15 protein-coding genes are annotated in these 13,406 nt (G+C 28.0%); 11 read left to right on the plus strand and 4 right to left on the minus strand.

The window, feature by feature from the left end; translation table 11 throughout:
• Nucleotides 1-347: 347 nt before the first annotated feature.
• The 7 genes from CLFE_RS23645 (at nt 348) to CLFE_RS23675 (ending at nt 4,696) form a co-directional block, all read left to right on the plus strand.
• A complete protein-coding gene (locus tag CLFE_RS23645; RefSeq protein ID WP_139356119.1) occupies nt 348-677 on the plus strand; it encodes an ABC transporter transmembrane domain-containing protein in 330 nt (109 codons plus the stop codon).
• Between the two features lie 21 nt (nt 678-698).
• Complete coding sequence (locus CLFE_RS23650; protein WP_250944827.1) at nt 699-923, plus strand: hypothetical protein; 225 nt, start codon at nt 699-701, stop codon at nt 921-923.
• 37 nt (nt 924-960) lie between these two features.
• Nucleotides 961-1,584 (plus strand): ATP-binding cassette domain-containing protein, encoded by a 624-nt coding sequence (locus CLFE_RS23655; RefSeq protein ID WP_169850919.1) that lies wholly within the window; start codon nt 961-963, stop codon nt 1,582-1,584.
• Nucleotides 1,585-1,716: 132 nt separating this feature from the next.
• Nucleotides 1,717-2,121, plus strand: a complete 405-nt coding sequence (locus tag CLFE_RS23660; protein ID WP_169850918.1) for a GntR family transcriptional regulator — start codon at nt 1,717-1,719, stop codon at nt 2,119-2,121.
• Nucleotides 2,111-3,142, plus strand: coding sequence for a DUF1648 domain-containing protein (locus tag CLFE_RS23665; protein ID WP_169850917.1), 1,032 nt, complete (start codon nt 2,111-2,113; stop codon nt 3,140-3,142). Before CLFE_RS23660 ends, CLFE_RS23665 begins: the two co-directional genes overlap by 11 nt.
• Nucleotides 3,143-3,364: 222 nt before the next feature.
• Entirely contained in the window at nt 3,365-3,787 is a 423-nt protein-coding gene (locus CLFE_RS23670) for a MarR family winged helix-turn-helix transcriptional regulator (RefSeq protein WP_077893027.1), read from the plus strand.
• 75 nt (nt 3,788-3,862) lie between these two features.
• Nucleotides 3,863-4,696, plus strand: coding sequence for an alpha/beta fold hydrolase (locus tag CLFE_RS23675; protein WP_077834776.1), 834 nt, complete (start codon nt 3,863-3,865; stop codon nt 4,694-4,696).
• A 41-nt stretch (nt 4,697-4,737) separates the two neighbouring features.
• On the opposite strand, the gene CLFE_RS23680 is transcribed toward CLFE_RS23675, so the two are convergent.
• Together CLFE_RS23680 and CLFE_RS23685 are read right to left on the minus strand one after the other, a co-directional pair.
• Nucleotides 4,738-6,225, minus strand: coding sequence for a carboxylesterase/lipase family protein (locus CLFE_RS23680; protein WP_077893026.1), 1,488 nt, complete (start codon nt 6,223-6,225; stop codon nt 4,738-4,740).
• 16 nt (nt 6,226-6,241) lie between these two features.
• Entirely contained in the window at nt 6,242-7,507 is a 1,266-nt protein-coding gene (locus CLFE_RS23685; protein ID WP_077893025.1) for an MFS transporter, read from the minus strand.
• A gap of 229 nt (nt 7,508-7,736) precedes the next feature.
• On the opposite strand from CLFE_RS23685, the gene CLFE_RS23690 reads away from it, so the two are divergent.
• The gene (locus CLFE_RS23690) at nt 7,737-8,063 is read left to right on the plus strand and encodes a winged helix-turn-helix transcriptional regulator (RefSeq protein ID WP_077893024.1); all 327 of its coding nucleotides are present in this window, start codon (nt 7,737-7,739) and stop codon (nt 8,061-8,063) included.
• Between the two features lie 98 nt (nt 8,064-8,161).
• On the opposite strand, the gene CLFE_RS24350 is transcribed toward CLFE_RS23690, so the two are convergent.
• Nucleotides 8,162-9,307: a methyl-accepting chemotaxis protein gene (locus CLFE_RS24350; protein WP_077893023.1), complete on the minus strand. Its 1,146-nt coding sequence runs from the start codon at nt 9,305-9,307 to the stop codon at nt 8,162-8,164.
• Nucleotides 9,308-9,520: 213 nt separating this feature from the next.
• On the opposite strand from CLFE_RS24350, the gene CLFE_RS23700 reads away from it, so the two are divergent.
• Nucleotides 9,521-10,267 carry an MBL fold metallo-hydrolase gene (locus CLFE_RS23700; RefSeq protein ID WP_077893022.1) on the plus strand — a complete coding sequence of 249 codons (747 nt, stop codon included), beginning with the start codon at nt 9,521-9,523 and terminating at the stop codon, nt 10,265-10,267.
• A 3-nt stretch (nt 10,268-10,270) separates the two neighbouring features.
• Here CLFE_RS23700 and CLFE_RS23705 read toward each other — a convergent pair whose 3' ends face one another.
• The gene (locus tag CLFE_RS23705; RefSeq protein WP_077834770.1) at nt 10,271-10,825 is read right to left on the minus strand and encodes a TetR/AcrR family transcriptional regulator; all 555 of its coding nucleotides are present in this window, start codon (nt 10,823-10,825) and stop codon (nt 10,271-10,273) included.
• 210 nt (nt 10,826-11,035) lie between these two features.
• Between CLFE_RS23705 and CLFE_RS23710 the strand changes: the two genes are divergently transcribed.
• Complete coding sequence (locus tag CLFE_RS23710) at nt 11,036-12,250, plus strand: macrolide family glycosyltransferase (protein WP_077893021.1); 1,215 nt, start codon at nt 11,036-11,038, stop codon at nt 12,248-12,250.
• 78 nt (nt 12,251-12,328) lie between these two features.
• On the plus strand, nt 12,329-13,330 hold the full coding sequence (locus CLFE_RS23715) for a hypothetical protein (RefSeq protein WP_077834768.1): 1,002 nt from the start codon (nt 12,329-12,331) through the stop codon (nt 13,328-13,330).
• Nucleotides 13,331-13,406 lie beyond the last annotated feature (76 nt).

A 13,406-nucleotide genomic window follows, 5' to 3' on the forward strand; every position in this document is an offset into this window, starting at 1 on the left:
AATTTTTAAAAATATTGTAAATTTGCATTAATATACATTATAGAATATAATCTATATTAATGCAAATTTACAATATTTTGAGATATATTTATGTATGATGACTTTAAAGGGTCTTTTGTTTTCTGACAAAAAAAGACCTTTTTTTATTATTTTCATAACTTTTTTGTATCTTTATCCAATGTTCCATTTCCATATTTTATTACTTATAATAAATATAACTATTTTGATAATTATCATTCAAATTATATTAAATCTTTTAATCAGTTATAAATGTTCTTATTGGGTACAAAAACAAATATTTAAATTAAGAAGTGCTATATTCTCAGTTCTTTTAGAAATAGAATATAATGAAGAACAAGAAAATGGTAAGGTACAAATATTGTGTAATTGTAGGTTACGGAATACAAAATATTATACTATCAATTACTTCAAATTCTTTATTAATTATAATTTTAATTATGATCCCTTTGTTTATAATACTTTCATGTAAATTTGGTAATAAATTAAAAGTTTACTCTAAAAATGTACAGGATTCAAAAGATAGACTACAAGATTATGTCATTGAAAATGTAATTAGAAAATTTTTTATTCAAATATATAGAATATTAAGTGAGCAATATAAAACTTCTTGTAATTATAACGATGACTTAAAAAGAAGCAACATAAAATTAACTTAATTTTCTACACTTGTTAATAACTTGATATCTTTAATAGCAACAACTACACCTTTTATAGTTTTATTTTATGGCTGTTTAATGGTTAAATCTTCTGAAATAACAGCAGGAACTTTAATTTCTTATTTTACATATACCTCATTACTATTTAGTCCTATTTATAGACTTATAAATTTAGTTCCTCAATTAAAACAAATGAGTATTTCATTAGATAGAATTAACTTTATGTTAAAAAGAAAAAAAAATTAATAAAATTAGAAAAAATTTGATTGATAGCAAATATATTTTGATTAAATTAAATAATATAACTTGCCTTAATTCTTATAATCATGTTATTTTTAAAAATTTAAATATAAATTTTAGATTAGGCAAAAAGTACTTAATTATTGGTGATAATGGTTGTGGTAAAACAACTCTTTTAAATATAATTTACGGTCTTTATAGAAATTATAAAGGTAATATACTTTATTCGGATAGCATAACTAAATTAGTAGCATATGTACCTCAATGTAATTATTTATTTAATGAGACTATAAAAAATAACTTAATAAAGAGCTTAGATTACTATGATTCTGATTATTTACATGAATTATTAAAAATAATGAAATTATATCATTACATGAAAAAATTACCAGATGGTTTAAATACAAAAGTTAATAATTCAACAAAATCTTTAAGCAGTGGTCAAATTCAAAAAATCAAGCTAATTCGTGGCTTTTTATCAAATAAACGTATATTAATGATTGATGAAGCTCTTTCTAATTTAAATAATGATTCACTTATATCAATATTAAATTTTTTGAGAGACAATTATGATAAAACTCTAATAATTGTTTCTCACCAAACTAATTTAATTATCAATCATTTAGATCCTGAAATAATTGATATTAAGGATATAGCCAACTCATAAAATAAATTATTTTTATTTATACGTTTGATTCATTACTTTAGTAACTTAGAATTTTTAGTATTTAATAAATTGAAATTGACATTACCGTTGCCTTCTGATATACTTCACATATATCAGAAGGGAGTGGTTCGATTGTTAATATCAATTGATTTTAATAGCAATATACCTATTTATATTCAAATTTATAATCAGTTTCTTTCGTTTATAATCAATGGTATCCTAAAAGATGGTGAAAAACTGCCATCTGCTCGTTCTCTTGCAAAACAATTAGAGCTAAATGTTTTAACGATTAATAAGACTTATAAAAAACTGAGAGATGAGGGGTTGATTGATATATACCCCAAAAAAGGGAGTTTTGTTAATATATCTAAAAAACAAATTTATTCTCAAGATTATATTAATCAAAAATTACAATATGAAATAAACAATTTAGTTCTAACATCTTATGAATATAAAATAGATTTGCAGATTGTACTCAACTCTTTAATTTATACCTATAATAATTTTATTAAAGGAGATAATGGGAATGATGAATAATGATTTAATTATATTATTTACTGTAATTTTAATTTATCAAACACTTATGCCTATATTTTCAAGCAAAAATATGGTGTTTTCGGTTTCGAAAAGTTTGCTATATAATATTGGATTAGCTAATTTATATAAAAAAATTTATATAGTAGTTGGATTAATTTTAACTTTAATTAATATATCCTGTAGCTTTATTAATCAAACACTTTTATTAATTTTTTTCTTATTAAGTACTTTAATTTTAATAATTCTGTTTGGAATTTTTCATAATCTTCTATTAAATCAGGCCAATAATTCACTTAAAAATAAAGAAAGCAAAAAAAATATTGAATTGTTAATTAACGATGTTATTCCCAATGTACCTATGTTATTTTTTGCTTTTCCTATTTGCATTATTTTAGGAATGTTTATTTTGCTTTTAAAAAATTATGATAAACTACCATATAAAATACCAATACACTGGAATCTTAATTTTGTTGCTAACAGATTTTTACCAAAAACATTATGGAATGTTTCACAAGAGCCTCTTATAATGTTAATATTAATTATTATATTGCTTATATTTAATTTATCATTAAGTAAAAAATCTCAAACTACTATAATTGAATATAAAGAAAAATATATAAAAATGAAATTAAACTCCAGAAGATATCATAGCTTATTGTTATGCATATTATCTTTATTTTTAACTTCAGTTTTTATTGTATGCGAATTACCACTATTATATAAAAATATAGTAATTCCCAAAGAACTTGTTTGGCTGCTTTTTATAGTTTGTATAATTACTTATCTTATATATATAAAGAAATCTGTATTAGATGAAAATAAGTTTCTTAAAGAATATAACATAGAGGACATATCATTAGAGTATGATGAAAATAATTGGGTTTTAGGTTTAATTTATTTTAATAAAAATAATCCAGCGTTGTTAATCCCTAAGAGAACAGGATTTGGATATACTTTGAATTTAGGAAGTCCTTATTCTTGGATTATAATAATTATTTTATTAATACCAATAATATTTTAATAAATATCATTGGTTCATACTCTAGATAAAAGGTGCTGTTGCAAAACTAAAATGAACTGCTTTGATATGCTTCCTTCTAAGTAGACAAGTGAAAAAATTAAAAACTTGTCACTTAGGAGGGCGCATATTTTTATGGCATTTAAACACAAATATTCCTATGCACAAAAAGAGGAAATTATTATTGATCTTGACAATAGTTTGATATAAAACTATAATTAAATTATGAATACAGGAGATATAATATCATTAATTTCAAAAATATCTGAAAAAACAAATAAATTTATTATAAATGAAATGAAAAGCTTCGGTATAAAAGACCTTGCACCCTCTCATGGAGATATTCTCTTTGTCCTTTTGAAAAACGAAAAATTAACTATGAAGGAGATTTCAGAAAAAATTAATAAGGATAAATCAACAGTAACTGCTTTAATCGATAAATTAATAAAGCATGGTTATGTTGAAAAAACAAGAGATTTTAAAGACAATAGAGTAGTTTTTGTGACCTTAACTAAAAAAGGCAGAGAGCTAAAGCCCTTATTCGAAGCTATATCCCATAACTTACTGTCCACTGCTTATAAACATATTAACGAAGAAGAAAGTGAAGAGCTTTTAAAAACTTTAGTTAAGCTTTATAACAATTTTTAATTAGTTACCTGACTGTTATATAATTTTATTCGAATTGTTTGATATAAAACTAATTTAGCAAAAGGAGATTTACTTATGGAAAAAATAAAGATTTTTAGAAACACCTTAAAGCTAAGAAATATTGATATGTTCTACCTTGATACTAGAACTGAAAAAACAGCTATAATTTGTCTTCATGGTATGTATGGGCGTGCTGAAACCTGGCAAGCTTTTATCCAAAATTATGGAACAAAATATAGGATTATTTCACCAGATCAAAGAGGCCATGGATTAACTAGTAAACCAAAGGAACCTTACACTATAAAAATTATGGCTGAAGATATAGTTGAACTTTTAAAAGCCTTAAAGCTTCAAGCTGCAATTTTAGTAGGGCACTCTATGGGTGGAGGTATTGCTGCCTACTTAGCGGCAAACTATCCTGAATATATAAAAGCACTAGCAATACTTGATAAATCTCCCACAAATCTTAATGCTACAAATAAACTATCCATAGATAGAAATACTTTAATAGATCCATTAACAGGAAATTGGCCACTACCCTTTGCTACTTTAACCGAAGCTACTTCCTTTATCAAAAGTGCTTCATGTTCAGATTTGGAATATACCTATTTCATGAATAGCCTAATGGAAACTTCCTCTGGCTATAAAATGATGTTTGATTCTAAAGCTATGGCTAGTATTTTCTTAAATAGCTTGGATTTTTGGGATATCCTTTCAAGAATAAAATGTTTAACTATGATAGTTCGCTCCAGTAGTCATGAAGGTATACCTAACGAAGATTTTAAAAGAATGGAAGCTTGTCTTAAAAATCATTTAGCTTTTGAAATGTCTAATAAGGATCACAATGTTCATCTATCAAATAAAGAAGAATTTTATACATGCTTTGATAAATTTTTAAGTTCTATATAGACAAAAAGCTGCAGAGAAAATAATCTTTGCAGCTTAACTTTCTATAAATTTCTGTAAAACTCCATGTCCTTCCAAAAATCATAAACTTCTTTTGCTGGATTATTTTCTATACTATTTATCTCATCAAAAATAAAAGTACTTCTATTTTTCGAATCATATTTCTTCCACTCAACGGGGAGATTACCATTAGGATTTCCTGTTTTCACGAAATTAAGCCAAGCTCCATTAATATTATTTTTAAGCTTTTCAATAATATTTTCAGGTACGCCTTTCCAAAAAACTGCAAGAAAACCTTCTATTTTAGTATTTAAAGCTATTGGAACTTCGATTGCATGTGCTGCACCATAACCACCTATTTCTGCTCCTTTAGGTACATAGTCAAAGCGATACATATAAGTATCATTTTTTACACTCTGAATCTCTGCAACCTTTATAGAATCTACTAAAAAAGCTTTATCCTTAAGTATTTCTTGAAGCTTAGACATCTCACCTTCAAATTTATCATATAACTTATATATTTCAGGTAATTTATCAATATAATCATTATTTCTAAGCATCTCTTCTATATCTTTAAAACCTTTAGGAAACATAGAGTAACCACTATTAACAAATAAAGTCCCTTCGTTATGATTAGTTCCTATTATAAGTTTAACACCTTCTGCGCTGCCCTTTTCCATAAGCTTCCACGGAAAATCCGGCAGTAAGTCATCAATTACAACACCCTGTACATACATTCCGGGATATCTCTTTACAATTTCATCTCTTACAATGAGAATACCTTTTTTCATATCTAAAGGTTCTATTGTTTTTAACTTATATACTTCATTTGCTTTTATACCCAATTTCTCTAGGCATATATCTGTATTTAATTTAGCCGTATTATGGCTTAGAACACAACCTACAGAAGGACTTTCAGCTATAGCTTTATTAAATAACCCTTTAGTCTTTGGTGATGCTAGTAAATTTATAATAGCTGCTCCACCAGCTGATTCTCCTGCAATTGTAATATTATCTTTATCTCCACCAAAAGCTTCTATGTTCTCTTTTATCCATCTTAGCGCCATTATTTGATCTGATAAACCACAGTTGGAATGAAAACTTTTATCATACATAGTAAAATCATAAAAGCCAAAAGCCCCCAACCTATAATTGAATGCAACATAAACTACGCCTTCCTTTGCAAAATTCGTTCCATCATAAGTAGGATCAGAACAAGAACCAAAAGCATAGCTTCCTCCATAGATCCAGACAAACACTGGCATATTTTTACCGGCAGCTTTTGCCCAAATATTCATGTATAAGCAATCTTCACTTTCGTAATCCTTTATCTCTAAATTATTAAATTGATAGGGTATATTTCCTTGTTTTTTCGCTTGGCAAATCCCCGTCCAAGGTGTGCTTTCAACCGCTCTTTTAAATCTAAGTTCGCCTACTGGAGCCTTTGCATAGGGCACTCCAAACCATTTATTTATACCATTTTCTTCAAAGCCTTCTACTTTACCATATTTTGTTTCTACAATAACACCCATACTTATCTCTCCTTAATTAAAAATTCACACTGTTTTCCTTTGCCTCATAAGCTTCATCGCAGGCTTTTGTTAAAAATATTATGGCAATTAACGCAGCCAAAATATTTCCTAAAGTTAAAATATAGAAGTATTTCATTCTATCAAGTAACACACCATATAAAATTGCTCCTATTGGTATAGCACTCTGAGTAAAAATATAAAGAAAAGAAAAAAATCTAGATAACATTTTATCAGGAACTAAATTTTGCATATTTGTCATAATTGGTGTATTTACAAAAGCATTTGAAAATCCTTCTATAATAAAACTTGCTGCTATAGATATAAATAATATAAAACTCGAACCATTAAACCTACTAACTATTTGAGGATAAAAGAACAAGCAACTAATTATACCTATACTACTTTCAAGTATTAACCCAAACTTCATAAGCCACTTTAAGCTAAACCTTTTAAAATAAGCAGAAATAGCCAAATTACCTAAAAGAATCCCCACAGTATATGCAGCAACTATGTATCCGTAATGCTGTGAGCTAAAATGAATTCCTCTTTTTAATGCATAGGGTACAACTATATCAAACATAGGACTTAAGAAAAAGTTTGACAGCATAGCAAGGCTGCACAATTGAAGTAGTCCTTTTCTTTCCTTTATAAATTCTATGACCTCGTAATTTTCTTTAAAAAATATTTTTGCATTTATCTTCTCTTTTTTTATCATTTTCTTTTTATACTTAATAAACAAAGAACTTAAGGCAGAAAGTAGGAAGGATGCTGCATTTATATAAAACACCATTTTTATTCCCCATATTCCATAGATTATGCCCCCTAAAGCTGGTCCCAGAATATTAGCAATTGCATCAAGTCCTCCCTTTGAAGAATTGGCTTCTATTAATTCATTTTTATCTATTAACTCTGGTAATATAGCACTTGAAGAGCTATTAAACATATTATCCATTATAGATATAAATACTTGCATTATAAATAATATGTATATATTAAATACTTTATAGGTTGCAAGCATTGCAAGAAAGCATATCATGATACCTCGTCCAAGGTCCATTGCTATCATTACATTTTTTCTGTTTTTTCTATCTCCAACAATTCCAGAAAAAGTAGAAGCTATAATCGCTGGTAAAAAAGTAAATACTGAAAATACTCCCATTAAGGTCCCTGAACCTGTTGCATCTAATATATATAGTGGTAGTGCTACAGTTTGTATACCACTACCTAGAAGTGATATAAGTCTGCCTAATAAGTAACTTATTAAATTTTTGTTTTTTTTCATCTACTGTTTACTCCTAACAAAGTATTAATGATATTATACCATATATTACAATTTGAGGTTATAAAGCCAATCTCCACAATAATCATTTTCCTAAGCCATTGCTATAATTTTAATTTAGCTTCCCACCGTATGTATTTGTTTTATTATAATAAATAATATATAATTACCTTATTAGTATCTAATAGACTGTAGATAACTAAAAGTAACTATTGAATTGGAGATGATTTTTATGCAAAAAGAATTACCTGCATGTCCAGTTGAAACCACACTTCTTCTTATCGGTGAAAAATGGAAAGTTTTAATATTGAGAGATCTTATGGAGGGAACTAAAAGATTTGGTGAACTAAAAAAATCTATTGGCTCTATAAGCCAAAAGGTTTTAACTCAGCAGCTAAAAGCCATGGAAAAAGATGGTCTTGTACTGAGAAAAGCTTATGCTGAAGTTCCTCCAAGAGTTGAATATTCCCTTACAAGCCTTGGTAAAAGTCTTAAACCAATTCTTGATTCTATGTGGTCTTGGGGAAACAGTTATAAAGATAAAATTAATCAAGCTTGAAATTTATAAATCCCTTAACACTAGGGAGCCAATGACAAAAAAGCCGCCTCAAAATCATTTAATTTTAAGGTAGCTTTATATAATATAATTTTTAAGAATTACAGTTTATTGGCAATCTCATTTAATGTCTCTGCCATAGAATTAATTTCTTGTACACTTGCTGTAATTTCTTCCGTGGCAGCAGCTTGTTCCTTGCTTGATGATAAAGAATTTTTACTCTTTTCATTACACTCATCTACTTTTGATATTATTTTATCTGTCAATTCCTTTATTTTAGGAACAGTACTTTTTGATTCCTCGGATAATTTTCTTATTTCAGCAGCTACAACTCCAAAGCCCTTTCCTAATTCTCCTGCTCTTGCTGCCTCAATGGATGCATTTAATCCAAGCATCTTTGTTTGATCTGCTATTTCTTTTATAAATGTTGTAACATTATTAATTTCAGAGGATAATTCTGCTATATCTCCAATAGTATTATTTAGTTCCTTTTCATTCGAATGTATACTTGCTGATGAAGCTGCCAATTCTTCAATAGTCGCTACTATTTCAGTTATACTATCCTCCAGGTTTTTTGAAGAATCTTTTAACATATTTGCTGCAGTTTTAGGTATCATAAGTCCAAAAGTTCCTACAAGCTCTCCTGTACCTTCCTCAAACACAGGATGACATACAGCAAATACGGGAGTACCATAAATAGAAGCATCATACTCAATTGCAACTGCTGATTTTGTCATTACAACCTTATCCGGTGTAGTATTACTCTTAAATTTTTCTCCTGGTACTAATGGCAATTTAAAATTATTAGAAGTTTGTACTGATATAAATTTGTCTAAATCCGTTGTAAATAGCACTACCCCATCAGAAAACATCTCAGATAATACTGGTGCAAAATCTTTAAAGGCCTTTATCATTGCATGCTCAACAGGAAACGCAATAGAAAATGCTCCTACAGCCCTTCCTTCTTCATCTACTATTGGCTCAGCTACTGCCTTAAGCCTAACACCATATAATGAACGAGGAATATTTTCCGTTAATTTTCTATTTTCATGTATAGCTCTAAGAGTAACACTTTTAGGATTTAGTTTCTCTCCAATCTTAAATATGTCTGCTCTAAAACTTTTAGATGCCTTTCTCCAAGTAAAGGTATCACCATCACTAATTAAATATATGACTCCACCAGGTATTTCATCTGCCTGTGATTCACAAATACTCTTTATATACTCTATACCCTGTATTGATATCATTTAAAATGTTCCTCCTGCGTTATCTATTAGTTTAATCTATTTCTTCTAATGTTAAAAGTCTATTTCTTCTACAATATTATCGTTTATTTTACATTTTTATTTATAGTTTGACTTCTATTGTTTTTTTAATTCATTTTAAGAGGTATATTGTATACTATTACATTATTGGTATAATATACTTATTAAGTTAATAACACTAAGGAGGTCTTTGGGATGTTAAAAATAACTCTTTTAGGTACAAATGGATGGTTCGATTCAATTACAGGAAGTACTCCCTCTATACTAATTGAACATAATGATTACTACATAGTTTTAGATGCGGGAAATGGTATTTCAAAATTAAAAAAATACACTAATTGTGACAAGCCCGTATATCTTTTTTTAAGTCATTTTCATATTGATCACATATCAGGTTTACATACCTTACTTTTAAATAATTTTTCTAAAGGATTATATATTATGCTACAAAAGGGAGGAGAAGAAATACTTAAAAACTTTATGAACGCTCCCTTTACCGTTCCTTTAAAAAAGCTTCCTTTTAATACAGAAATAATTGAAGTTCCTAATTTATCTTATCCCTTTCCCTTTAACGTAACTTTTTTGCCTTTATCTCACAGTTCTTATACCTTGGGAATACGACTTGAAATAGGAGATAAAATTATAACTTACTCTACGGATACAAGTTATTGTTTTAATGCCGTAAAACTAGCCAAAAATGCTGATTTACTAATCTCTGAATGTAGTATGAAATCACAAGAAACCACTGATGCTTCTATTCACTTAAACCCAGAGCTAGCAGCTAAAATCGCAAAAGAAGCTTGTGCAACTAAATTAATTTTGACGCATTTTGATGCTAATAGATATTCGTCTATGGAAGAAAGAATTGAGGCTGCACTCGCCTCAAACGCTATTTTTAACAATACTTTAGCTGGTTATGATGGCTTAGAAATAAAGCTTTAGTCATTATTCTTTAAAGTCCATAGTATGCCTTATTAATTTATTGACAAGAGAGCCCATTTCATCTGGGCTTTCTTTTAGTCCATTTTTAATCCACGTATAACTTATGGCTGCACTACCAGTTATTATATATCTATATAAATACTCTAAATCTATTCCGCATTCAACATTAAAATATGATTTGAAAGTTTCTATTGAATTATTATATAGAGTACCAAAAAATTTAATTAAGAATCTATAGTCCTTATGTGAACTAAACAGCACCTTAAAAAGCTCCTTATTATTAGCAATGGCATTAAATATTTCATTTACAGTTGTTTCTATTTCATTAGTTCCTATTGATTTCTTAACTTTCTCAAACAATTCATTTTCTATTGATTCAAGTAAATTATATGGATTGGAATAATGGGTATAAAAAGTACTTCTATTTATATCTGCCGTTTTACATATATCTGTAACAGTAACCTTATCAATCGGTCTATTTTTTAAGAGGTCAATCAAACTTTGCTTTATAACCCTCTTTGTATACTTAATTCTTCTGTCTTCTCTTTTACTCTTCATTGAATTTCCTCCAAAATAACCAACATATTTATTATAATTTGTTGGTTATTAAGCATTTTTTTTAATTTTAATGATTGAATACTCATTTATAAGAAATTATAATTTAAATATATTTTAAAAGCAACAAATGCTAAAAATATAAAATATGAACATTTTTTGAACCCACTAGTATAATTATATCAATGTAAAATTTAAAAGGACGTGATTAATATGGGAAAAATACTATTTTTGGGTATCCCCGCTTATGGACATGTAAACCCAAGTTTAGGCATAATAAGTGAATTAGTTAAAAATGGACAAGAAGTAACCTACTTCTGTACGGAAGAATTTAAAGAAAGAATAGAAAAAACAGGTGCCACTTTTAAAGATTACGGCAAAGTAATGGACTATTCAAAGAATCGTACTAAAACCAATTTAAGTATGACCTTGGAATCTCTAACAAAAATATTTATGGAAACCCTTCGCACTTGTGAAAATGCAATAGAAATTGTACTAAAAGAAATAGAAGGCATTCAATTTGATTATATAGGTTATGCGGCAGCTTGCCCTTTTGGTAATTTGATAGCTCAAATTCTCAAAATACCTTCATTTTCATCCTTTGCTATTTTTGCTACCCCAAAGGAAATGCTTCCAAAAAACCTCAATGGAATAAATCTTGAAGACCTTAAAAATTCTCCAGCAGTTAAATCTCACACTGAACTTAAATATAAACTAAAAGAAAAATATGATATTAATCTTCCAGATCTTATAGAGTTATTCTTTAATAGGGGGGATATAAACTTTGCATATACCTCTAAATATTTCATTAAGCACCCTGAGTATTATGATGACAGCTTTAAATTTATAGGTCCTCCTATATACGACCGAACTGAAGATTTATCTGATTTCCCTTATGCTGAAATTAAAAATAAAAAAGTAATTTATATCTCTTTAGGAACAGTTTTCAGTAATTATGATGTCTCTCTATACGATATATTTTTTAATGCCTTTAAGGACGAAGATGTAGTAGTAGTTATGACTGCTTATAAGGTAGATTTATCAAAATTTGATATACCAAAAAACTTTGTAATCAGAAATTATATATCTCAAACGGAAATTTTAAAATATGCTAATGCTGCTGTAACTCATTCAGGAATGAATAGCACAAACGATTTATTATTTAACTCTATTCCTTTTGTGGCAATTCCTTTAGGTGCAGATCAACCTTACATGGCATCAAGATGCAGCGAACTAAACGCTTGTATTAGCCTTGATAATGACAAGCTTACTCCAGAACTTTTAAGAGACTCCGTATTTAAAGTTATGAATGACCAAAACTACCTTGAGAATATAAGAAAAATAAATAATTCCTTTAGAGAAAGTGGCGGTTATAAAAAAGCTTGTGAGGAAATATTAAATTTAAAATCCGAATATAGTTATATATAAAATAAAGTGTAAGTATTATATGCATTTATATAGTGCAAAAAATACTTACACTATAACCTATATGTGGGGGGTCTTTCTATGATAGAAATGTTTAGGGATTCAAAAATCTTTGTTGTTTGTATAGCAAAATATACAACTGGAGGTATTGAACTCTTGCATCAATTTGTATACAAGCTTAATAAATTAGGATTAAACGCATATATGTTTTATGTGGGAGAAACTACAGAAGATCCAGTACCCGATGAGTATAAAAAATATAATATAAGCTGTGTTACTGAAATTGAAGATGATCCAAATAACCTACTTATAGTCCCCGAAGTTATGACTATGTTTTTGTACAAATATAAAAACATTAGAAAAGCCATATGGTGGTTAAGTATAGATAATTATTATGCTTCAATAGAACTCTTAGAAAAAAATAGAGACAATCCCAAACTTAAAGCTTTTATTCAGGATTTTAAATATTTTGACTTTAAAGATAAGGATGTACTACACCTTGCACAGTGTCAATATATTATTGATACTTTAAAAAAGGAAGGTATTACAAATATATATTATTTATCCGATTATTTAAATAGAGATTTTATTGAAAAAAACTCCAGCCTTAACCTTAAAAATAGAGAAAATATTGTAGTTTATAACCCTAAAAAGGGACTGGAATTTACTGAAAAACTTATAAAGGCAGGGAACTCCATAAACTGGAAGCCTATTATAAACATGACTAGAGATGAAGTAATTACTCTATTAAGAAAAGCAAAGGTTTATATAGATTTTGGAAATCATCCTGGAAAGGATAGAATTCCAAGAGAAGCTGCCATTTGTGGCTGCTGTGTTATAACTGACAAAAGAGGCTCTGCAAATTATTTTGAGGATGTTCCTATTGATGCTTCCTTTAAATTTGAAGACAGTGAAGAAAATATCCCTGCTATATTAAACAAAATAAATAGCTGCACCCAAAATTTCTCAACTGAAAGCATGAATTTTAATAATTATAGGAAAATAATAAAAAACTCCGAGGCAGAATTTGAAAATCAAATAATGAATATTTTTGAAAACTCTAGCAATATAGTGCATATATAAAAAATAGCAGTTCATAATGTGAGCTGCTATTTTTTTACCTACATAAATTGTCTCCTTTTTGCAAATACCTAATTTA

Origin of the sequence: Clostridium felsineum DSM 794, from assembly GCF_002006355.2 — a bacterium.
Lineage (GTDB): Bacteria > Bacillota > Clostridia > Clostridiales > Clostridiaceae > Clostridium_S > Clostridium_S felsineum.